Origin of the sequence: Streptomyces sp. Rer75 (assembly GCF_013414305.1) — a bacterium.
Classification (GTDB): domain Bacteria; phylum Actinomycetota; class Actinomycetes; order Streptomycetales; family Streptomycetaceae; genus Streptomyces; species Streptomyces himastatinicus.
This window is the reverse complement of record NZ_CP058693.1, coordinates 299211-324857: the sequence shown is the minus strand read 5'-3', so window position 1 is coordinate 324857 and position 25647 is coordinate 299211. Positions and strand designations below refer to the sequence as shown.

Below are 25647 nucleotides of genomic sequence, written 5' to 3'. Positions count from 1 at the left end.
CCCTACAGCGGGAGAAAACGTGTCCGATCACGCTCGCACCACCTCGCCTGCCCAACTGTTCTCAGGGGCGGACCTGCCCCGGCCCTGGGTTTTCTCCGGGCGCGGCGCGGACGCGGTACGGGATCAGGCCCGCGTGCTCCGCACCTGGCTGGACGAGCGTGTGGGGTGGCATCCCGGAGCTGTCGGGCAGGGCCTGCTACGAGCCGGCCGGGCCACCCCCGGCGCCCTGCCGTACCGGGCCGTGATCGTCGGCGAGGACCGGGATGAATTCCTCGCCGGTCTCGACGCCCTCGTCGCGGGCACCCCGGCGCCCCAGGTGACCGAGGGCATTCACCAGGGCGAGCCGGGCGGCCCGGTGTTCGTCTTCCCCGGGTACGGCTCCCCACGGCCCGGCATGGCACGCGAACTGGCGGGGTGTTCACCGGCCTTCGCCGCCCGGCTGCGGGAGTGCGCCGACGCGTTCGTCCCGTACCTGGGCCGGCCGCTGCCGGACACGCTGAACATGCTGGAAACGCCGACCGGGCGGTGCGACGACGCGCCCGCGCCCATGCCCCCCGACGCCGCGGAGTCCGCAGCCCTGTTCTCGGTCATGGTGTCGCTGGCCGCGCTGTGGCGGGCCGCCGGGGTAGAACCCGGCGCGGTGGCCGGAAACGGCGTCGGCGAGATCGCCGCGGCTCACGTCGCGGGCGTCCTTTCTCTCGACGACAGCGCCCGCGTGATCGCAGGATCGGACCGACCGCGGACACCGGCCGACGACCGCGCCGACCTGGTGGACATCACACCGCGCGACGCTCGTGTCCCGTTCTACTCCTCCGCCACCGGCGGCCGGTGGCAAGGCTACGGACCGGACGTCGCCCATTGGACCCGGGACCCGGGCGAGCCCGGCCGGTTCCAGGACGCCACCGCCGCCGCGCTCGAAGACGGCCACGGCTACTTCCTCGAAGTCGGCCCGCACCCGCTGCTGACCTCCGAACTCGAAACCGCCATCGAACGATCCGGCAGGCCCGCCGTCGCCCGGGCGACCCTGCGGTGCGACGAGAGTGGCCCGGCCCGCTTCCTGCACGCCGTGGCGGAGTACTACGCCGCAGGCGGTACGCCCGACTGGGCCGCCCTCCACGGGGATACCGGCACCGATCCGATGGAACTGCCGATCGAACTTCCCGGGCAGTCGACGGGCGAGTCCGGCATGGGACGTGCGAACCGAACAGTGGGGCCGATGACCAGGGAATCCGAAGTCGCCGTGTCCGCCGACACCGGTACACCGCCGGACGACGCGATCGCCGTCGTGGGCCTCTCCTGCCGCCTGCCGAAGGCGGCGGACCCGGAAGCGTTCTGGCAGGCCCTGCGGTCCGGCCTGAGCGCCATCGAGGAGGCGCCGCCCGGCCGGTGGGAAACACACGCCTCGGCCCCCGGGGAGTCCGGCATCCGCTGGGGCGGGTTTCTCGACCAGGTCGACCGGTTCGACCCGGCCTTCTTCGGGATCTCACCCCGCGAAGCCACCACGATGGACCCGCAGCAACGGCTGACCATGGAACTCAGCTGGGAGGCCCTCGAGGACGCGGGAATCGTTCCCGGAACGCTCAGGGGCAGCGACTGCGCCGTCTTCGTGGGCGCCATCGCGGACGACTACGCCACACTGGCCCGCCGACAGGGGACCGACGCCCTCACCCGGCACAGCCTGACCGGCGTCCACCGCAGCATCATCGCCAACCGCGTCTCGTACTTCATGGGCCTGCACGGGCCGAGCCTGACCGTCGACACCGGCCAGTCGTCGTCGCTCGTCGCCGTACACCTGGCCTGCGAGAGCCTGCGCACAGGCACCTCCACCCTGGCCATCGCGGGCGGTGTCAACCTGAACCTGCTCGCCGACGGCACCGCCGCCGTCGAGAAGTTCGGCGGCCTGTCGCCCGACGGCCGGTGCTTCACCTTCGACGCACGGGCCAACGGCTACGTCCGCGGCGAGGGCGGCGGCCTGGTCGTCCTCAAGCCTCTGAAGAAGGCGCTGGCCGACGGCGACTCCATCCACTGCGTGATCCTCGGCAGCGAGGTCAACAACGACGGCGGCGGCGACGGGCTCACCACGCCGAACCCCCGTGCCCAGCGGGACGTCCTCCGCCTGGCCTACGAGCGGGCCGAAGTGGACCCGGCACAGGTCCAGTACGTGGAACTGCACGGCACCGGCACCAAGGCCGGCGACCCCGTCGAGGCAGCCGCCCTCGGCGCGGTCCTGGGAGCCGCCCGTCCCGCCGACCGCCCGCTCGCCGTAGGCTCGGCCAAGACCAACGTCGGCCACCTCGAAGGCGCCGCCGGAATAGTCGGGCTCATCAAGACGGCGCTCGCCATCCGCCACCGCGAACTACCGCCGAGCCTGAACCACGAAACCCCCAGCCCCGCCATCCCCCTCGACACGCTGCGCCTGCGCGTGCAGCGCGAACTGGGCGCCTGGGAGTACCCCGAACGGCCGCTCGTGGCCGGCGTGAGCGCCTTCGGCATGGGCGGCACCAACTGCCACCTGATCCTGGCCGAAGGCCCCGCCGCCCAGGACCGCCCGGCCGCTCTCCTCCCGTCGAAGCCCGAGCCGGGAGAACCCGTCGGGAGCACCGCTGCCGCCACCGACGAGCCGCGTCCCGCCCTCCCCTGGGTGATCTCCGGCAGGACCGAGACCGCCCTGCGCGCCCAGGCCAGGCGGCTGCGGGCGCATGTGCGGGACCACCCCGAGCTGGAACCGTCCGACCTCGGCTTCTCCCTGGCCACCACCCGCGCCGACTTCCCCTGCCGCGCGGCCGTCCTCGCCGCCGACCGCGGCGGCTTCCTGCGGGGCCTGGACGCCCTTGCCGACGGTGGCACCGCCCACGGTGTCCTACGCGGCACAGGACCGGCCGGTGGCCGGGCGGTCTTCGTCTTCCCGGGCCAGGGCTCGCAGTGGGCCGGCATGGCAGTCGAACTGCTCGACTCCTCCCCGGTCTTCGCCGCCCGCATGCGGGAGTGCGCCGACGCGCTCGCCCCCCACGTGCCGTGGTCCCCGGAGGACGTCGTGCGCGGGGCGCAGGGCGCCCCCGGGCTGGACCGCGTCGACGTGGTCCAGCCCGTGCTGTGGGCGGTGATGGTCTCCCTGGCCGCCCTCTGGCGCTCGTACGGGGTCGAGCCCGCGGCCGTGGTCGGCCACTCCCAGGGCGAGATCGCCGCCGCCTGCGTGACGGGCGCCCTCTCCCTGGAGGACGCCGCCTGCGTGGTGGCCCTGCGCAGTCAGGTGCTCGCGGACCTGGCGGGCAGGGGCGGCATGGTGTCCGTCGCGCTTCCCCTCGACGAGATCACCGGCAGGCTGGAGCCGTGGGGTCCACGGCTGTCCGTCGCCGTCGTCAACGGGCCCGGCTCCGTGGTCGTCTCCGGCGACCCGGAAGCACTGGACGACCTCGTGCGGACGCTGACCGCCGACGGCGTCCGGAGCCGCAGGATCCCGGTCGACTACGCCTCGCACTCCACCCAGATGGAGGAGATCCGCACCAGGCTCCTGGACACACTGCCCGGCATCACACCGTTCCCGACGGACATCCCGTTCCACTCGTCGATGGAGGGCGGACCGCTCGACCCCTCGGCACTGGACGCCGGGTACTGGTACAGCAGCCTGCGGCACACCGTCCGCTTCGACCAGGCCGTCGAGGGACTGCTCGGCCAGGGCCACCGGATCTTCATCGAGATGAGCCCGCACCCCGTCCTGGGGACGGGGGTGGGGGAGACCGCGGAAGCGGCCGGCCACGAGGCCGTCTACGTGGGCTCGCTCCGCCGTGACGAGGGAAACCTGGACCGGTTCGCCACCTCGCTCGCCAAAGCACACGTCCACGGCGCCACCGTCGACTGGGCCGCCGTGTTCGCCACCGTGCTCACCGACCGGCGACCCCGCCGCGTCCCGCTGCCGACCTACGCCTTCCAGCGTCGCCGCTACTGGCTGCCCGAGCCCGCCCCAGCCGACGGCCCGGCCCTCCAGCCGCCGACCGCCGCGGACCACGCGGCCGCCGCATCCGCCGAGTCCCCCGACGCCGCCGACGCCCTCGAATACGCCGAATCCGACGAACCGTCCTGGGCACAGCGGACGGCCGGCCTGTCCCAGGCGAAGCGGCGACGGGCAGCGCTGGAACTGGTCCGCGCCCATGTCGCCGCCGTCGCCGGCTACCCCTCACCGGATGAGGTCCAGCCCGGCCTCACCTTCAAGGAACTGGGCCTTGAATCTCTCACCTTGGTCGAGCTGCGCAACCTGCTCGCCACCGCGACCGGACTACGGCTCGCGACCGCCGTGGCCATCGACCACCCCACCCCCGCCGCGCTCGCCGGCCACCTCGCGTCGCTGACCGCCGGGTCGCCGCAGGCCCCCACCGCACCGGCCGCCGCCGTACCCGCCGCCGACGAACCCATCGCCATCGTCGGCATGAGCTGCCGGCTTCCTGGAGACGTGGACTCCCCGGAGGAGCTGTGGCGGTTCGTCAGCGCCGGAGGCGACGCGGTCTCCCCGTTCCCAGCCGATCGCGGCTGGGACACCGACGGCCTGTACGACGCCGCTCCGGGCCGTCCGGGCAAGTCCGCCACCCGTCACGGCGGCTTCCTCCACCAAGCCGCCGAGTTCGACGCGGACTTCTTCGGGATCTCACCGCGTGAAGCTCTCGCCATGGATCCGCAGCAGCGGTTGTTGCTGGAGACCGCCTGGGAAGCCTTCGAAAGCGCCGGGATCGACCCCGCGTCCCAGCGGGGCAGGGCGAACGGTGTCTTCGCCGGGGTCATGCACAACGACTACGGCCCGCGCCTGCACGAGGCGTCGGAAGGCACCGAAGGGCACGCCCTGACCGGCACGTCCAGCAGCGTCGCCTCCGGCCGTCTCGCCTACACCTTCGGATTCGAAGGACCGGCGGTCACCGTGGACACCGCCTGCTCGTCGTCCCTGGTCGCCCTGCACCTCGCCTGCCAGGCCCTGCGCCAGGGCGAGTGCGACATGGCGCTGGCGGGCGGTGCGACGGTCATGTCGACCCCCGGAATGTTCGTCGAGTTCAGCCAGCAGCGCGGACTCTCCGCCGACGGCCGCTGCAAGCCCTTCGCCGCGGCCGCCGACGGCACCGGCTGGGCCGAAGGCGCGGGCATGCTGCTCGTCGAACGCCTCTCCGACGCCCGCCGCCGCGGCCACCAGGTGCTGGCCGTCGTACGAGGCAGCGCGATCAACCAGGACGGCGCGTCCAACGGCCTGACCGCCCCCAATGGCCCCTCACAGCAGCGAGTGATCCGCCAGGCCCTCGCCAACGCCGGGATGACCCCGGCAGAGGTCGACGCCGTCGAAGCCCATGGGACCGGCACCACCCTGGGCGACCCGATCGAAGCCGACGCCGTCATCTCCGCGTACGGAAGCGGACGGGACCAGGACCAGCCGCTGTGGTTGGGCTCCCTCAAGTCGAACGTCGGGCACACCCAGGCGGCGGCGGGCGTGGCAGGCGTCATCAAGATGGTGATGGCGATGCGGCACGGCGTGCTGCCGCGTACGCTGCACATCAACGAGGCCACCCCGTACGTGGACTGGTCGGCCGGCACCGTACGGCTGCTGACCGAGCCCGTGGCGTGGCCGGAGGCCGACCGCCCCCGGCGGGCGGGGGTGTCGTCGTTCGGCATCAGCGGCACCAACGCCCACACCATCATCGAGCAAGCCCCCGAGGCCGAGCAGCCCGCCGGCGTCGCGGACGAGCGGCCTCGGACGGCACCTGTGGTGCCCTGGGTGCTGTCCGGCCGCAGCGAGCAGGCCGTACGGGCGCAGACCGCACGGCTCGCGGCGCTCCTCGACGGGGAGCCCGGTGCTTCCGCCGCCGACCTCGGCCTGTCGCTGGCGACCACGCGCGCGGTCTTCGAGCACCGCGCGGTGGTGCTGGGCACCGACTACGACGCCCTGCGAGCGGGCGTCTCCGAACGGGCCCACGGCGGCGCCTCCGTGGTCTCCGGCGTGGTCGCGGAGGGCCGCACGGGCTGGATGTTCACCGGACAGGGCAGCCAGCGCATCGGCATGGGGCGCGAACTGTACGGCGCCTACCCGGCTTTCGCCGAGGCCCTGGACGAGGTGTGCGAACACCTCCAGGCCGGGCTGGACGGCGCCACGGAGTTCCCGGTCCCCGTACGGGAGGTGCTCTTCGCGGCAGCGGGCTCCGCCGAGGCGGAACTGCTGGACCGCACCGGCTACGCCCAGACGGCGCTGTTCGCAGTCCAGGTCGCGCTCGTGGAGCTGTTGCGGTCGTGGGGCACCGCCCCGGACGTGGTGCTGGGGCACTCGGTCGGTGAATTCGTCGCCGCGTACACCGCGGGTGTCTTCGGAGTGGCTGACGCCGCCCGGCTGGTGGCAGGTCGTGCCCGGCTGATGCAGGCGCTCCCCTCGAATGCCGGGGGCTCGCGGAGCGATTCCCGCGAGGGCGGTGGTGGGCGACGCGCGGGCGGGGCGATGGCGGCCATCGAGGGATCCGAGGATGAGGTTGCCGAGATCCTCACCGGGCTGGGCGCGCACATCGCGATCGCGGCCGTCAACGGCCCGAGGTCGGTCGTGGTCTCCGGTGACGAGGACGCGGTCGAGCGGGCCATGGCCACCGCGCGTGAACAGGACCGCCAGGTGTCGCGGCTGCGGGTGAGCCATGCGTTCCACTCGCCGTTGATGGAGCCGATGCTGGCGGAGTTCGCCGAGATCGCGGCGAGCATCACCTACCGGCAGCCGAATCTCCCGGGCCTCAGCACGGTCACCGGTGAGCTGGTCGGCGAAGAGGACTGGGCGACCCCCGACTACTGGGTGCGCCAGGTACGCCGACCGGTCCGTTTCCACGATGCCCTTGAGAACGCCACCCGCACACAGGGCGTCACCCGCCTGCTGGAGGTCGGCCCTGACCCGGTCCTGACCACGCTCGCTCAGTCCGCCCTGGACGTAGCGGCGGTGTCGGCGCTGCGCGAGGGGTGCGACGAGGCCGGGACCGTGCTGACGGCGGTGGCCGAGCTGTTCGTACGCGGAGCCGAGGTCGACTGGGGCGCGTACTTCGCCGGGACCGGTGCGCGGCGGGTGGACCTGCCGACGTACGCCTTCCAGCGGCAGCGGTTCTGGCTGCCGGACCTGGCCGTCGCGAGGCGGGACGTGCCCGGCGCGGCCGACGGTGGCGAGGCCGCCTTCTGGGATCTGGTCGAGCAGGGCGATGCCGATGCGCTGGCCGGGCGACTCGGTGTCGGGCCGGCCGCGCCGCTGGACGCGGTGCTGCCGATGCTGTCCGACTGGCGCAAGCGGCATCAGGAGCAGTCCGAGCTGGCGGGCTGGCGGTACCGGATCACGTGGAAGCCCGTGCCACTCCAGGCCACCGCCCGGCTGTCGGGCACCTGGCTGGTGGCGGTCCCGCGGGAGACCGGCGCCGAATACGACGATGTGGCCGACGCATTGCGGGCGTCCGGCGCAGAAGTGATCGTGGTGCCGGTCGCCGACGAAGACACCCGGGAGTCGCTGGCCACCCGGTTCCGGGCCGAGGACGCCGAGCCCACGGGCGTGGTGTCCCTGCTGACGAGTACCGTCACCACGCTGCTTCTGGTGCAGGCGCTGGCCGATTCCGGGACCGGGGCGCGTGTGTGGTGTGTGACCCGCTCCGCGGTGTCGCTCGGTTCGGGTGAGCGGTTGGCGAATCCGGCGGGGGCCCAGCTGTGGGGTCTGGGCCGTACGGTGGCGCTGGAGCAGCCGGACCGGTGGGGCGGGCTGATCGACCTGCCCGAGGACGCCGACGAGCGCAGCATTACGCGACTGGCGCCCGCGCTCGCCGCGACGGATGGCGAGGACCAGGTCGCGGTGCGGCCGTCGGGCGTGTTCGCGGCCCGGCTGGTGCGCGACACGGCCGCGAGCGATGACACGGATTCCTGGCGGCCGCGCGGCACGGTGCTGGTGACCGGCGGTACGGGCGCACTGGGCGGGCGTGTGGCCCGCTGGCTGGCCTCTTCCGGCGCCGAACGCCTGCTGCTGGTGTCCCGTCGGGGCGCCGAGGCGCCCGGGGCGGACGAACTGCGTTGCGATCTGGCGGACTTGGGCGCCGAGGTCGCCTTCGCGGCCTGCGACGTCGGTGACCGTGCGGCCGTACGGGAGGTGCTGGACGACATTCCGGAGGAGGCGCCGCTGACCGGAATCGTCCATACGGCCGGGGTCCTCGACGACGGCCTGGCCGCCGAGCTGACGCCGGAACGGCTTGCCCGCGTCCTGGCGGCGAAGGCGGACTCCGCGCGCCATCTGCACGAGCTGACGGCCGGCCGTGAGCTCGACGCCTTCGTTCTGTTCTCCTCGATAACGGGCGTGCTGGGCAACGCGGGCCAGGCGGCCTACGGTGCCGCCAACGCGTACGTGGACGCCCTGGCGCACCACCGGCGTGGCCTGGGGATGCCGGCCACTTCGGTGGCCTGGGGTCCGTGGGGCGGCGACGGAATGGCCGCCGACGGTCTGGTGGCGGAGCACTTCCGCCGCCTGGGCGTACGCCTACTGGACCCGGACCGGGCCATCGCCGCCCTGCGGAGTGCGCTCGACGACGACCGCGTGGCCCGGGTCGTGGCCGATGTCGACTGGGAACGCTTCGCGGCCGCGGTGACCTTCACCCGCCCCAGCCCGCTGATCGCCGAGCTTCCCGAGGCCGCGGCCCAGGCGCGTACGCGGGTCGCCGACCCGTCCGCTCCGGCGGGCGGTGAGCTGGCGCGGCGGCTGCGGGAGCGCCCGGCCGCCGAACAGGACCGGATGCTGCTGGACGTGGTGCTGTCGCAGGTCGCGGCCGTGCTCGGGCACGCCACCCCGGCGACCATCGACCCGGCGCGGGCGTTCAAGGAGCTCGGCTTCGACTCGCTGACTGCCGTCGCGTTCCGCAACCGGCTCGCCACCGCCACCGCCCTGCACCTGCCCACCACGCTGATCTTCGACCACCCCACGCCCGCCGCGCTCACGGCCTTCCTGCGCGGGCAGGTGCTCGGCGCGACGGCCGACGAGGCCGGGCACACCGACGCGGCACTCGCGCCGCTGGGCGCCGATGACGACCCGATCGCGATCGTGGGCATGGGCTGCCGCTTCCCGGGCGGCGCCGCCTCGCCCGAAGAGCTGTGGGACCTGCTGTCCACGGCCGGTGACGGGCTCTCGTCCTTCCCCGAGGACCGAGGCTGGGACGTCGAAGGACTGTTCGACCCCGACCCGGCCCACTCGGGGACGTCGTACGTCCGTGTCGGCGGATTCCTGCATGACGCGGCGGAGTTCGACGCGGAGCTGTTCGGGATCTCGCCGCGTGAGGCCCTTGCCATGGATCCACAGCAGCGGCTGCTGCTGGAGACCTCATGGGAGGCGCTGGAGCGGGCGGGCGTCGACCCGCTGTCGCTGCGCGGCTCGGCCACCGGGGTGTTCGCCGGGACCAACGGCCAGGACTACCAGCACACCGCGCGCGGCCTGGCCACGGACGTCGAGGGATATGTGACCACCGGGTCCGCGGCCAGCGTCCTGTCCGGCCGGGTCTCCTACGCACTGGGCCTGGAAGGTCCCGCGGTCACGGTGGACACCGCCTGCTCGTCGGCACTGGTGGCCCTGCACCTGGCCGCCCAGGCGCTGCGCGCGGGCGAGTGCCGGATGGCCCTGGCCGCCGGCACCACCGTCATGGCGACACCGGACCTCTTCGTGGACTTCTCCCGCCAGCGCGCGCTGGCGGCGGACGGCCGTTGCAAGGCGTTCGCGGAGGGCGCGGACGGCACCGGCTGGTCCGAGGGTGCCGGGGTGCTGGTGCTGGAGCGTCTCTCCGACGCCCAGCGCCTCGGTCACCCGGTGCTGGCGGTCATACGCGGTAGCGCGGTCAACCAGGACGGCGCGTCGAATGGCCTGACGGCGCCGAACGGCCCGTCGCAGCAGCGGGTGATCCGCCAGGCCCTCGCCGCGGCCAGGCTGTCGCCCGCCGAGGTGGACGTGGTGGAGGCGCACGGCACGGGGACGCGGCTCGGCGACCCGATCGAGGCGCAGGCCCTGCTGGCGACGTACGGTCAGGGCCGCGACGGCGGTGAGCCGTTGTGGCTGGGCTCGGTGAAGTCGAACATCGGCCACACCCAGGCCGCCGCCGGCGCCGCCGGACTGATCAAGATGGTCCTGGCGCTACGGGAGCAGCGACTGCCGAAGACGCTGTACGCGGACGAACCCTCGTCCCGCGTGGACTGGCAATCGGGCGCGGTACGGCTGCTGACCGAGGCCCGGGAATGGCCGTCAGGAGACCGTCCGCGCCGGGCCGGAATCTCCTCGTTCGGGATCAGCGGCACCAACGCCCACATCATCCTCGAAGAGGCCCCCCAGGCCGCACCGGCCGCCGTCGAGGAGCCGTCGGCCGCGCTGCCGACCGTGCCCTGGGTGCTGTCGGGCCGCACCGCGCAGGCGGTGCGGGACCAGGCCGGTCGCCTCGCGGCCTTCCTCGACGCCAGGGACGACTCCCCGCTCGACATCGGCTTCTCACTGGGCACCACCCGCGCCACGCTGGAACACCGCGCCGTGGTCCTGGGCGGCGACCTCGACGCCCTGCTCTCGGGCCTCACCGCGCTCGCCGACGGCGATGACGCGGTCACATCCGGCGTCGCCGGCGAAGGCCGTACGGGCTGGATGTTCACCGGACAGGGCAGCCAGCGCGTGGGCATGGGCCGAGAGCTGTACGGCCGATTCCCGGTGTTCGCAGGGGCCCTCGACGAGGTCTGCGCCCAGCTGGACGCCGCATTGCGCGGCGAGCCGGGCTTCGAGGTGCCGGTGCGGGACGTGCTCTTCGCGCCGGAGGGTTCGTACGAGGCCGGGCTGCTGGACCGCACGGGCTACGCGCAGACCGGGCTGTTCGCGGTCCAGACGGCGCTGGTCGAGCTGCTGCGCTCGTGGGGCATGAGCCCGGATGTCGTGTTCGGCCACTCGGTCGGTGAGTTCGTCGCCGCGTACACCGCGGGCGTCTTCGAACTGGCCGATGCGGCCCGGCTGGTCGCGGGCCGCGCACGGCTGATGCAGGCGCTGCCTTCGAATGCGGGGGGCTCGCGGAGCGATTCCGTCGAGGGTGGTGGTGGGCGACGGGTGGGCGCCATGGCCGCCATCGAAGCCACCGAGGCCGAGGCCATCGAGAACCTGGGCGCACTTCTGGACGGCAAGCGGATGGCGATCGCGGCGGTCAACGGCCCGGACGCCGTCGTGATCTCCGGGGACGAGGCCGTGATCGAGCGGGCCATGGCGAGCGTGCGGGAGCAGGACCGCCGGGTGTCGCGACTGCGGGTGAGCCATGCCTTCCACTCGCCGCTGATGGAGCCGATGCTGGCGGACTTCGCCGAGATCGCGGGCACCATCGACTACCGGCAGCCGACGCTTCCCGCGATCAGCACGGTCACCGGAGACCTCGTCGGCGGGGATGACTGGGCCACCCCGGAGTACTGGGTGAATCAGGTGCGCCTCCCGGTGCGCTTCCACGACGCCGTTATGACCGCGACCGCGGAACACGCCGCGACCCGCCTGCTGGAGCTCGGCCCCGACCCGGTCCTCAGCGCGCTCGCACAGTCCGCCGCGGGCGGCACGGTGGCCGTATCGGCGCTGCGCGAGGGACGAGCCGAAGCCGAGACCGTGTTCGCGGCTGTGGCCGAGGTGTTCGTACACGGCGCGAAGACCGACTGGGCCGCGGTGTTCGCCGGGACCGGTGCGCGGCGGGTGGAGCTGCCGACGTACGCCTTCCAACGCCGCCGGTTCTGGCTGCGGGACCGGGCGACCGACCAGCCGGAACGCGCCGTCGGCGGCGGCGCCGACGGGATCGAGGCCGAGTTCTGGAATCTGGTCGAGCGGGGCGATGCCGACTCGCTGGCCGGGCGGCTCGGCGTCGAGTCGGCCGCGCCGCTGGACGCGGTGCTGCCGATGCTGTCGGACTGGCGCAAGCGGCAGCAGGAGCAGTCTGAGCTGGCGGGCTGGCGATACCGGATCACGTGGAAGCCGGTGACCCTCCCGAACACCGGTCGGCTGTCGGGCACGTGGCTGGTGGCCGTGCCGGAGGCGGACGAGGCACGGGCCGAGCCGTGCGTCCGGGCACTGCGGGCGGGCGGCGCAGAGGTGAGCGTCCTGCCGGTCGCCGCCACGGACACCGCCGACGCGCTGGCCGATCGCCTTCGTACCGCCGCTGACGGCGCTCCGGTGGGGATCGTGTCCCTCCTCGCCGAGGGCTCCGACGAACTGTCCACCGTGACCGCGACGACGCTGACGCTGATTCACGCACTCGGGGACACCGACATCCCGGTGTGGTGCGTGACCCGCTCGGCGGTCTCGGTGGGGTCGGGCGAGCAACTGGCGAATCCGGCGCAGGCTCAGCTGTGGGGCTTCGGCCGTACGGTGGCGCTGGAGCAGCCGCGGCGCTGGGGCGGCCTGGTGGACGTGCCGGAGAATGCCGACGAGAAGGCGTGGACCCGCCTGGTTTCCGTGCTCGTGGCCACCGACGGCGACGGCGAGGACCAGCTCGCGGTGCGGCCCTCGGGCGTGTTCGCGGCCCGCGTGGTCCGCGACCGCGCGGGGACCCCGGACGGCGAGGGCTGGCGGCCGCGCGGCACCGTGCTCATCACCGGCGGTACCGGCGCCCTGGGTGGGCACGTCGGTCGCTGGCTGGCTTCGCGCGGTGCGCAGCACCTGGTGCTGGTCTCCCGCCGGGGGGCTCAGGCCCCGGGCGCAAAGGAGCTGTGCGAAGAGCTGACCGCACTCGGTGCGCGGGTCACCGTCACCGACTGCGACATCACCGACCGCCAGGCTCTCGCCGCCGTGCTCGACGGTGTTCCCGACGACGCGCCGCTGACCGGCGTCGTGCACACCGCGGGTGTGCTGGACGACGGGCTGGCCGCGGATCTGACGCCGGAGCGGCTGGCCGGGGTGCTGGCCGCGAAGGCGGGTGCGGCGCGGCATCTGCACGAGCTGACCGCGGAGCTGGAGCTGGACGCCTTCGTGCTGTTCTCCTCCATCGCGGGAGCGCTCGGCAACGCGGGCCAGTCGGCCTACGCCGCGGGCAACACCTACCTCGACGCGCTCGCGCAGCACCGGCGCGGCCTGGGACTGCCCGCCACCTCGGTGGCCTGGGGCCCCTGGGGCGAGTCCGGGATGGTGACGGACGGGGGCGTCGAGGAGTACCTGCGGCAGCGCGGCCTCAAGGCGCTGCCGCCGCAGCGCGCGATGACGGCCTTGCAACAGGCCATGGCCGAAGGCCGCGTGTGCGCGATGCTGGCCGATGTGGACTGGCAGCGCTTCGCGCCCTCGTTCACCTCCTCCCGGCCCAGCGCCCTGATCGGCGATCTCCCCGAGGCCGCCGCCGCGCGCGCGGCCGACAGCTCGGCTCACGCCGCTCCGGCCGACGGCGAACTGGCGCGCCGGCTGAGCGGGCTGTCCGCACAGGAACAGGGCCGCATCCTGCTGGACCTGGTGCGGTCCCAGGTCGCGGCGGTGCTGGGGCACGCCTCACCCACCGCGATCGCCCCGGGGCGCCCGTTCAAGGACCTCGGTTTCGACTCGCTGACGGCGGTGGACCTGCGCAACCGCCTGGGCGGTGCGACCGCGCTCTCGCTCCCGACCACGCTGATCTTCGACTACCCCACGCCCGCCGTCCTCACGGCCTTCCTGCGCGGGCAGCTGCTGGGCGGGTCGGCGGACCAGGACGGCACGCCGGAGACGACGGCCTCGGCCGCCGACGAGCCGATCGCGATCGTGGGCATGGGCTGCCGCTTCCCGGGCGGGGTGGCCTCGCCGGAAGCGCTGTGGGACCTGGTGACCTCGGGCGGCGAGCGGATGTCCCCGTTCCCCGGCGATCGCGGCTGGGACGTGCCGGGGCTGCTCGACGCCACCAGCGCGGCGATGGGCACCGCGTACGCCGGGGTCGGCGGATTCGTGCCGGACGTGGCCGACTTCGACGCGGAGCTGTTCGGGATCTCGCCGCGCGAGGCCCTGGCCATGGATCCGCAGCAGCGGCTGCTGCTGGAGACCGCGTGGGAGGCGCTGGAGCGGGCGGGCATCGGTCCGCTGTCGCTGCGCGGGTCGTCGACCGGCGTCTTCGCGGGGATCTCGGCCAACGGGTACGGCGGCTTCGCCCACGAGGACGGCGGCGAAGCCGCCGGCTACCTACAGACCGGCAGCACCCCGAGCGTGGCCTCGGGCCGCCTGTCGTACGTGCTCGGCCTGGAGGGCCCGGCGGTGTCGGTCGACACCGCGTGCTCGTCCTCCCTGGTCTCGCTGCACCTGGCCTGCCAGTCGCTGCGGGCGGGGGAGTGCCGGATGGCGCTGGCCGGTGGCGTCACGGTGATGGCCACCCCCGCCACGTTCGTCGAGTTCTCCCGGCAGCGCGGACTCGCGCCCGACGGCCGCTGCAAGCCGTTCGCCGAGGCGGCGGATGGCACCGGCTGGTCCGAGGGTGCCGGGGTGCTGGTGCTGGAACGGCTGTCGGACGCCCAGCGCCTGGGCCATCCGGTGCTGGCGTTGGTGCGCGGGAGCGCGGTCAACCAGGACGGTGCGTCGAATGGCCTGACGGCGCCGAACGGTCCGTCGCAGCAGCGGGTGATCCGTCAGGCGCTGTCCTCGGCGCGGCTCTCGGCGTCCGACGTGGACGTGGTGGAGGCGCACGGCACGGGGACGCGGCTCGGCGACCCGATCGAGGCGCAGGCCCTGCTGGCGACGTACGGTCAGGGCCGCGACGGCGGTGAGCCGTTGTGGCTGGGCTCGGTGAAGTCGAACATCGGCCACACCCAGGCCGCCGCCGGCGCCGCCGGAATCATCAAGGTGGTCATGGCGCTGGCGGCCGAGCGGCTGCCCCGGACGCTGCACGTGGACCAGCCGTCGTCCCACGTCGACTGGGCGTCCGGCTCGGTCGAGCTGTTGACCGAGGCGAGGGAATGGCCCCGGGCCGAACGCACGCGCCGCGCGGCGGTGTCGTCGTTCGGCATCAGCGGCACCAACGCCCACGCCATCATCGAAGAAGCCCCCGATGCCCCGGCGCCGGCCCCGGCCGCCGCCGAGGAGCCGCCGCCGGTGGACCTGCCGGCGGTGCCGTGGGTGCTGTCCGGCCGGACGCCGGAGGCCCTGCGGGGCCAGGCCGGCCGGCTGGTGGCCTTCCTGGACGAGCGGGCCCCCGGGCAGGACCTGTCCCCGGTCGACGTGGGTTTCTCCCTCGCGACGACCCGCACAGCGCTCGACCATCGCGCCGTCGTGCTCGCCTCCGACCGGGACGGGCTGCGCGAGAACGTCGTTGCGTTGGCCGACGGCCCTTCGGTGGTGTCCGGTGCGGTGTCGGAGGGGCGTACGGCGTGGATGTTCACGGGGCAGGGTAGTCAGCGGCTTGGTATGGGGCGTGAGCTGTATGGCGTGTTCCCGGTGTTCGCGAGGGCGTTGGACGAGGTCTGCGGCTATCTGGACGCGGAGCTTGCGGGTGAGCCGGGTTTTGAGGTCCCGGTGCGGGAGGTGTTGTTCGCGGCGGAGGGTTCTGCGGAGGCGGCTCTGCTGGATCGGACCGGGTATGCGCAGCCGTCGTTGTTCGCGGTGCAGGCGGCGTTGGTGGAGTTGCTGCGTTCCTGGGGTGTGGTGCCGGACGTGGTGTTGGGCCACTCGGTGGGTGAGTTCGTCGCCGCGTATACGGCTGGTGTTTTCGGGCTGGGGGATGCCGCGCGGTTGGTGGCGGGTCGTGCGCGGTTGATGCAGGCGCTGCCTGCGGGTGGTGCGATGGCGGCGGTTGAGGGTGAGGAGTCCGAGGTCTCCGAGATTCTGCGAGGACTGCCGGACTCGCAGCGGGTGGCGGTTGCGGCGGTGAACGGGCCGACGTCGGTGGTGGTTTCCGGTGACGAGGATGCGGTCGAGCGGGCCATGGCCATTGCGCGGGAGCAGGAGCGCCGGGTGTCGCGGCTGCGCGTCAGCCACGCCTTCCACTCGCCGTTGATGGAGCCGATGCTCGCGGAGTTCGCCGACATCGCGGCGAGCGTCACCTACCGGCAGCCGAGTCTCCCGGCCGTCAGCACCGTGACTGGTGCCCCCGTCGGTGGGGAGGATTGGGCCACTCCGGAGTATTGGGTGCGCCAGGTGCGCCGCCCGGTGCGCTTCCACGACGCGCTGCTGACCGCGACCGGCGAGCAGGGGGCGACCTGGCTCCTGGAGGTCGGTCCCGACCCCGTCCTGAGCACGCTGGCCCAGTCCGTGGCCGAGTCGGCAGTGGCCGTGTCGACCCTGCGTGCGGGCCGGACCGAGGCCGAGGTCGTGCTGACGGCCGCCGCGGAGCTGTATGTACGCGGCGCGGACGTCGACTGGGCCGCCGTGTTCGCGGGGACCGGTGCCCGGAGGGTCGAGCTGCCGACCTACGCGTTCCAGCGCGAACGGTACTGGCTGGACAACCCGCGCCCGGCGATCGACACCAACGGGCTGGGGCTCGGCGCGGCCGGGCACCCCATGCTGGGCGCCACCGTACGGCTGGCGGACTCGGACACCGCGGTCCTGCAATCGCGGCTGTCCGTGGCGACTCACCCCTGGCTCGCGGACCATGTGGTCGGCAGCTCCGTCGTGGTGCCGGGCACCGCCTACGTCGAACTCGCCGTGCAGGCGGGCGACCAGGCCGGCTGCGACCGGGTCGAGGAGCTGACCCTACGGTCCCCGATGCTGGTGCCGCGCGACGGCGCGGTCCAGGTGCAGATCGCCATCGAGCCCGCGGAAGGCGAAGGCCCGCGGACCGTGCGGATCCACTCCCGCACCGAGGGCGCTCCGGCCGACCGGCCCTGGACCCTCAACGCCACCGGCACGCTGACCGCCGATCAGCCCGCCGCCGACTGGGATCTGCGGGCCTGGCCGCCCGCTGGTGCGGAGCCGATGCCGGTCGACGGGCTCTACGAGCGGCTGGCGGGGACGGGGATGGCCTACGGCCCGGTGTTCCGGGGGCTGCGGGAGGTCTGGCGGCTGGGCGACGACCTGTTCGTGGCGGCCGCCCTGCCCGAGGAGGCCATGGCGGACGCGACCGGCTTCGGGCTGCACCCCGCACTGCTGGACTCCGTCCTGCACGCCCTCGGAGTCGACTCCCCGGCGCCGGTACCGGACGAACCTGACGGCCCTCGCAAGGCGTTGCTGCCGTTCCTGTGGTCCGGCGTATCGCTGTCGGCCGTCGGCGCTCCCGAGGTGCGGGCACAGCTGTCCGTCCGCGCACCGGGTGAGGTCGGACTGCGTGTCGCCGACGCGTCCGGTGAGCCCGTCGCCGAGGTCGACGCCCTCGTTCTGCGGCCCGTTTCGGCCACCGAGCTGGCCGCCGCGGCTCCGGCCGTCGACAGCCTGTTCCGGCTCGACTGGATGCCCGCCCCCGCAGCCGACCCCGGCGAGCCGGAGGACTGGACCGTCCTGGGCGACGCGCGGCCATGGCAGGACGCCGGAATCCCGGTGACCGGCCGCGCGGGCCTCGCCGAGCTCGTCACCGCCCTGGACGGGGGCGCCGACGTTCCCGGCACCGTCGTGCTGCCGGTCACGCGGGCCACCGGTGCCGAGGCCGAGGTGACCGAGGCCGTGAGCGGCGTGCTCCGCGTCGTACGGGAGTGGCTGGCCGAGCCGCGCCTGGCCAGGTCCCGCCTCGCCGTGCTCACCTCGGGCGCGGTCGTCGAGGCCGACGATCTCACCGGCGCCGGGGTGTGGGGCTTGGTGCGCTCGGCGATCACCGAGAACCCGGGCCGGTTCGTCCTGGCGGATACCGACGGCGAGCAGGCTTCGTACGAGGCGCTGGCCGCGAGCCTGACCGATCTCGCCGAGGCGGGCGAGAGCCAGCTCGCGGTGCGGGGCGGCCAGGTGCTGCTGCCGCGCGTCGCCCGGACGACCGGGCCCGCGGACGCCTCGCCCGCCTGGCGGGCGCGGGGCACGGTCCTCGTGACCGGTGGCACCGGCGGCCTCGGCGCGCTGGTGGCGCGCCATCTCGTCACCACGCACGGAGTACGGGACCTCCTGCTGCTGTCCCGCCGCGGACCCGACGCCCCCGGCGCGTGGGAACTCCGGCAGGAGCTGACGGACCTCGGCGCCCGGGTCACGATCGCCGCGTGCGACGTAGCCGATCGCGAGGCGCTGGTCCGGGCACTGGCCGCGATTCCCGAGGACGCGCCGCTCAGCGGCGTGGTGCACACCGCCGGTCTGCTGGACGACGGAGTCATCACCGACCTGACCCCGCAGCGGCTGGCGCGCGTCCTGGCGGCGAAGTCCGAATCGGCGCTGCACCTGCACGAACTGACCCGCGACCGCGAGCTGGACGCGTTCGTCCTCTTCTCCTCGATCTCGGGGATCGTAGGTTCGTCCGGCCAGGCGGCCTACGCGGCGGGCAACGCCGTGCTCGACGCGCTCGCGACGTCCCGGCGGGCCCAGGGCCTGCCGGGCGTGTCGCTGGCGTGGGGCATGTGGGAACACGCCGACGGCATGGGCGGCCGCCTCGGCCACGCCGACGTGGCCCGCATGCGCAGGCAGGGCTTCCCCGCCCTCGCCACCCGCGACGCGCTCGCACTGCTGGACCTCGCGGTACGGTCCGGCGAGGCCCTCGCACTGCCCGTCACACTCGACATCACCGCTCTCGCCGCCCGCCGGGACAGCCTGCCCAGCGTGCTGTTCGGGCTCGTCCCGGCCGCCCGGCGGCGGCGCGTCGCCGGACAGGCCGCCGACGGCGACCAGAGCGCGCTGGAACGCAGGCTGCGCGGCCTGTCCGCCGCTGAACAGGACCGGGAGCTGCTTGCGCTGGTGCAGTCGCAGGTCGCGGCGGTGCTGGGGCACTCATCGGCCACCTCGGTCGACCCGGGCAGGGCGTTCAAGGACCTCGGCTTCGACTCGCTGACCGCGGTGGACCTGCGTAACCACCTCAACACCGCGAGCGGGCTGCGGCTGCCCGCGACCCTGGTGTTCGACCACCCCAGCCCCGCCGCGCTCGCCGCGTACCTCCGCGAGCAGCTGCTGGGCGCGGAAGCGGAGCGGGAACAGGAGAAGACCGCGGCGGGCGCCGTACGGAGCCGGGGCGCGGCCGACGAGCCCATCGCGATCGTCGGCATCGGCTGCCGCTACCCGGGCGGAGTGACCTCGCCCGAGTCGCTGTGGGAGCTCGTGACCTCCGGCGGGGACGGCATCACCCCCTTCCCGGTCAACCGCGACTGGGACATCGAGCGGCTCTACGACCTCGACCCGGACCATGCCGGTACCTCGTACGTCCGCGAAGGCGGGTTCCTGCACGACGCCGCCGACTTCGACGCCGAGCTGTTCGGCATCGCGCCGCGCGAGGCCCTGGCCATGGACCCGCAGCAGCGGCTGCTGCTGGAGACCTCCTGGGAGGCGCTGGAGCGCGCCGGAATCGACCCGCACTCGCTGCGCGGCACGGCCACCGGCGTATTCGCGGGACTGATGTACCACGACTACGCGTCGCGGGTGCACGCCGTACCGGACGAGGTCGAGGGCTTCCTCGGCAACGGCAACGCGGGCAGCGTCTTCTCCGGCCGCATCTCCTACGTCTTCGGCTTCGAAGGCCCCGCGGTCACCGTGGACACCGCCTGCTCGTCGTCTCTCGTCTCGCTCCACCTGGCCTGCCAGGCGCTGCGGGCCGGCGAGTGCGACACGGCCCTGGCCGGGGGCGTCACGGTCATGGCCACGCCCACCACGTTCGTCGAATTCTCCCGGCAGCGCGGCCTGGCCGCCGACGGCCGGTGCAAGTCCTTCGCCGAGGCGGCGGACGGCACCGGCTGGTCCGAGGGCGCCGGTGTGCTCGTGCTCGAGCGGCTGTCGGAGGCCCGGCGGCGCGGGCACAACGTGCTGGCGGTGGTGCGCGGGAGCGCTGTCAACCAGGACGGTGCGTCGAACGGCCTGACGGCGCCGAACGGTCCGTCGCAGCAGCGGGTGATCCGTCAGGCGCTGTCCTCGGCGCGGCTCTCGGCGTCCGACGTGGACGTGGTGGAGGCGCACGGCACGGGGACGCGGCTCGGCGACCCGATCGAAGCCCAGGCGCTGCTCGCGGCCTACGGCCAAGCCCGCACCGACGACGAGCCGCTGTGGCTGGGGTCGATCAAGTCGAACATCGGGCACACCCAGGCCGCGGCGGGCGCGGCAGGTGTGATCAAGATGGTGATGGCGCTGCGCGCCGGGCAGTTGCCGCGGACGCTGCACGTGGACGAGCCCTCGTCGCATGTGGACTGGGAAGCCGGAGCGGTCAGGCTGCTGACCGAGGCTCGTGGCTGGCCGCGGGGGGAGCGTCCGCGCCGGGCGGGTGTGTCGTCGTTCGGGATCAGTGGGACCAACGCGCACGTGATCATCGAAGAGGCCCCGGTCGCCCCGGCCGTAGCCGGGGAACGGCCGTCGGCCGACCTGCCGGTGGTGCCATGGGTGCTGTCGGGCCGGAGCGCGCGGGCGGTGGAGGCACAGGCCGCGCGTCTGGCGGAGTTCCTCGACGAGCGGGCCTCCTCCACTGTCGACGTGGGCCTTTCACTGGTGACGACGCGCGCCGCGCTGGAGCACCGCGCGGTGGTGCTGGGCGCCGACGATGCCCTTCGCGCGGGTCTGGCCTGCCTGGACGGCCCTTCGGTGGTGTCCGGTGCGGTGTCGGAGGGGCGTACGGCGTGGATGTTCACGGGGCAGGGTAGTCAGCGGCTTGGTATGGGGCGTGAGCTGTATGGCGTGTTCCCGGTGTTCGCGAGGGCGTTGGACGAGGTCTGCGGCTATCTGGACGCGGAGCTTGCGGGTGAGCCGGGGTTTGAGGTTTCGGTGCGGGAGGTGTTGTTCGCGGCGGAGGGTTCTGCGGAGGCGGCTCTGCTGGATCGGACCGGGTATGCGCAGCCGTCGTTGTTCGCGGTGCAGGCGGCGTTGGTGGAGTTGTTGCGGTCGTGGGGTGTGGTGCCGGATGTGGTGTTGGGTCATTCGGTGGGTGAGTTTGTCGCGGCGTATGTGGCGGGTGTTTTCGGGCTGGGGGATGCGGCGCGGTTGGTGGCGGGTCGTGCGCGGTTGATGCAGGGGCTGCCTGCGGGTGGTGCGATGGCGGCGGTTGAGGGTGAGGAGGCCGAGGTCTCCGAGATTCTGCGAGGAGTGCCGGACTCGCAGCGGGTGGCGGTTGCGGCGGTGAACGGGCCGACGTCGGTGGTGGTTTCCGGTGACGAGGATGCGGTCGAGCGGGTGATGGAGGTCGCGCGGGAGCGGGGCCGCCGGGTGTCCCGGCTGCGGGTGAGTCATGCGTTCCATTCGCCGTTGATGGAGCCGATGCTGGCGGAGTTCGCCGAGATCGCGGCGGGTGTCGGCTACCGGCAGCCGAGTCTCCCGGCCGTCAGCACGGTGACTGGTGCCCCCGTCGGTGGGGAGGACTGGGCCACTCCGGAGTATTGGGTGGATCAGGTCCGCCGCCCGGTGCGGTTCCACGACGCGCTGCTGACCGCGACCGGCGAGCAGGGCGCGACCCGGCTCCTGGAGATCGGCCCCGACCCCGTCCTGACCTCCCTCGCCCAGGCCGTGGCCGACGCCACGGCCGCCCCGGCCCTGCGCAAGGGCCACGCCGAGCCCCAAACCGTGCTGGCCGCCGTGGCCGAGCTGTTCGTACGCGGCGCGCGCGTCGACTGGGCCGCCGTGTTCGACGGGACCGGTGCCCGGCGGGTCGAGCTGCCGACCTACGCGTTCCAGCGCGAACGGTACTGGCTGGAGGCATCGGCTCCGGCCACCGACGCCGACGGCCTCGGTCTTGGCGTGACCGAACATCCGCTGCTGGGCGCGGCCGTGACCGTGGCGGGCTCGGAAACCGTCCTGCTGACGTCCCGCCTCTCGGTGCGGTCCCACCCCTGGCTCGCCGATCACGCCGTCGCGGAATCGATCGTGGTCCCCGGCACCGCGCTCGTCGAACTCGCCCTCCAGGCGGGCGACCAGACCGGCCACGGCCGACTGGACGAACTGACCCTGCGGGCCCCGCTCGTGCTGCCGAAGGACGGCGCGGTGCAGATGCAGCTCAGCGTGGAGCCGCCCGAGTCCTCCGACGGGAACCCGGACGGAAACGCGGACGAGCAGCGGCGCACGCTGAAGGTGTACGCACGCCCCCAGGACTCCGACGCCGACCAGCCGTGGACCCTGCACGCCACCGGCACCCTCGCCGCCGAGCGGCCCGCCGCCGACTGGGACCTGACCGCGTGGCCGCCCCCGGGCGCCGAGCCGGTGCCCACCGACAGGCTGTACGAGCGACTGGCCTCGGCCGGGCTTGCCTACGGACCGGCCTTCCAAGGACTGCGAGAGGTCTGGAAACACGGCGAGGACCTCTTCGTCGAGGCGACCCTGCCCGAGCCGCTGGCCGGGGACGCTTCGGCGTACGGACTGCACCCGGCGCTGCTCGACACCGTCCTGCACGCCCTGGGACTGCGGGAGCAGGCGGCGGACGGCGCGTCGCTGCCGTTCCTGTGGTCGGGCGTGTCGCTGTCCGCCGTCGGCGCCGCCGCCGTACGCGTACATCTGACCGTGCGCGGAACGGGCGAGGTGGGGCTGCGGGTGGCCGACACGGCGGGCCAACCGGTGGCCGAGATCGAGTCGCTGGTGCTGCGCCCGATGTCGCCCGCCGACCTGGCCGGGGCGGGCTCGCCGGTCTCGGACAGCCTGTTCCGGCTGGACTGGGTCCCCGCGCCCGCCACCTCGGGCGGGCCCTCCCCGGCTGGCCGCTGGGCGATCCTGACCGGATCCGACGACTCGCGGAACGGCCCGCCCGACGTGGGCGTCGACGCCTCCCGGTATGCCGACCTCGCCGCGCTGAGCGCGGCCCTGGACGCCGGCGCCGAGGTGCCCGACACCGTACTGCTCCCGCTTCACCACACCGCCGTCGACACCGAGGCGAGCACCGACGCCAGGGTGACCGAGACCGTCACCGGGGTGCTCGGCATCGTGCGGGACTGGCTGGCCGAGGATCGGCTGGCCGGGGCCCGGCTGGCGGTGCTGACCCAGGACGCCGTCGAGGTCTCCGCCGAACACGGTGAGGAGCCCGCCAGGACCTCACTCACGGGCGAAGGCGTGGTCGACGTGGCCGGTGCCGGAGTGTGGGGCCTCGTCCGTACGGCGATCAGCGAGAACCCGGACCGATTCCTCCTCGCCGACACCGATGGCCGCCAGGAGTCCTACCAGGCGCTGGCCGCGCATCTGCCCGGCCTCGCCGAGGCGGGCGATGCGCAACTGGCCGTACGCCGCGGCCAGGTGTGGCTGCCCAGGGCCGTCCGGATGGCCTCGGACGGTGTGCTCGTGCCCCCCACGACCCCGGACTCCGACCTGGGCGCCGGACTCGGGTGGCGGCTGGACATCGTCGCCCAGGGGCGCCTGGACGGTGTCGCGCTGGTGCGCGAGGACATGCGGCCCCTGCTGCCCGGTCAGGTGCGGGTGGGCGTACGCGCCGCCGGCATCAACTTCCGCGACGTGCTCAACGTGCTGGGCATGTACCCGGGCGACGCGGGCCGCATGGGCCTCGAAGGCGCCGGCGTCATCCTGGAGGTCGGACCCGGCGTGACGAACTGGGCCGTCGGCGACCGCGTCATGGGCATGCTGGACGGCGGCTTCGGCCCCGCCGCGGTCGCCGACGCGCGCATGCTGGCGCGGATTCCGCGCGGCTGGTCCTACGCGCAGGCGGCATCGGTGCCGATCGTGTACCTCACCGCGTACTACGCCCTGATGGACCTCGCCGGGCTGCGGGCGGGCGAGTCGATCCTCATCCACGCCGCCGCCGGTGGCGTGGGCATGGCCGCCGTGCAGCTCGCGCACCACCTGCAGGCCGAGGTCTTCGCGACGGCGAGCCAGGGCAAGTGGCCCACGGTCCGCGAACTCGGTGTCGGCGCCGACCACATCGCCTCGTCCCGCACCACCGAGTTCGAGCAGACCTTCTCCCGGGCCACGAACGGTGCCGGGGTGAACGTCGTGCTGGACTGCCTGGCCGGAGAGTTCGTCGACGCGTCCCTGCGCCTGACGCGTCCCGGCGGACGATTCGTGGAGATGGGCAAGACGGATATCCGCGACGCGGATGAGGTCAGGGTCGGCTACCCGGGCGTGTCGTACCAGGCGTTCGACGTGATCGAAGCGGGTCCTGACCGGATCGGCGAGATGCTGACCGCGCTGCTGGAGCTGTTCGAACAGGGTGCGCTGCGGCCGATCCCGATCACCACCTGGGATATCTCACGGGCCCCGGAGGCCCTGCGGTTCCTCGGCCAGGCGAAGCACGTCGGCAAGGTCGTGCTGACCATCCCGGCGCCGTGGCACGAGAGCGGCACCGTCCTGGTGACCGGCGGCACCGGCGGCCTCGGCGCGGTGCTGGCACGCCACCTCGTCACCCAGCACGGGGTCCGGGACCTGCTGCTGCTCTCGCGCCGTGGCGCCGACGCCCCCGGTGCGCGGGAACTCGAAAGGGAGCTGACCGCTCTCGGCGCGCGGGTCACCATCACCGCCTGCGACGTCGGCGACCGGGAGGCATTGGCCCGGGCGATCGAGACCATCCCCGAGCGGGCGCCGCTCACCGGAGTGATCCACACGGCCGGAGTGCTCGACGATGGGGTGATCACCGGCCTGACCCCGGAGCGGCTGGCCCGGGTCCTGGCCGCCAAGGCCAACTCCGCGCTGCACCTGCACGAACTGACCGCCAAGGCCGACCTGAGCGCCTTCGTGCTGTACTCCTCGATCTCCGGGGTGATCGGCTCCGCGGGACAGGCGGCCTACGCGGCGGGCAACGCGGTTCTGGACGCGCTGGCGACATCCCGCCGCGCCCAGGGCCTGCCGGGCGTGTCCCTGGCCTGGGGCATGTGGGAGAACACCGACGGCATGGGCGGCCGGCTGGCCGAGGCGGACCTGGACCGCATGCGCCGCCAGGGATTCCCGCCGCTGTCCACCGACGACGCGCTGGCGCTGCTGGACACCGCGCTGCGGGTCAACGAGCCGGTGGCCCTGCCCGTCACCCTGCGGACCACGGCACTGGCCGCGCGGCGGGACAGTCTGCCCAGCGTGCTGCACGGCCTGGTGCCGGCCGCACGGCATCGCCGCACCGCGGGCCAGGCGGCCGCGGGCGGGGGCGAGGGTCTGATCCGGCGGCTGCGGGGGCTGCCCGCGCCCGAGCAGGACCGGCTGCTGCTGGAGGTCGTACAGGCCCAGGTGGCCTCGGTGCTGGGACACTCCTCGGCGGCCGCGGTCGACCCTGCCCGGGCGTTCCGGGACCTCGGCTTCGACTCGCTGACTGCGGTGGACCTGCGTAACCGGCTCAACTCGGCCACCGCGCTGCAGCTGCCCGCGACGCTGATTTTCGACCACCCGACGCCCGAAGCGCTCGTCCTGGCGTTGCGGGAGAGGCTGCTCGCCGACGCCGCTCAGGCTCAAGGCGCCGCGCACGGTGCCGAGGCGGGCGACGCCGGAGTGGACCCGCAGGTGAAGGAGCTTCTGGCGGCGATCCCGATCGCCCGGCTGCGGGAGTCCGGCGTGCTGGACATGCTGCGCCGGCTCGCCGAAGCCGCCGGAACTGCCGAATCCGCCAAGAGCAACGGGGCAGGCGGGACCGCAGCGGAACCGGCTGCCGAGCGGAGCGAAGCCGAATCCCTCGACTCGATGGGCGCCGACAGCCTCGTACAGCTGGCCCTGAAGCGTGTGAGGCCGATGTAGCCCGGGCGCCAGTGGCGGACAGG

The 25647-nt window shown here is 73.7% G+C and carries 1 protein-coding gene; it reads left to right on the top strand.

From position 1 onward, the window contains the following. Window positions 1-19: 19 nt before the first annotated feature. Window positions 20-25624, top strand: coding sequence for a type I polyketide synthase (locus HYQ63_RS43985; RefSeq protein ID WP_257231511.1), 25605 nt, complete (start codon window positions 20-22; stop codon window positions 25622-25624). Window positions 25625-25647 lie beyond the last annotated feature (23 nt).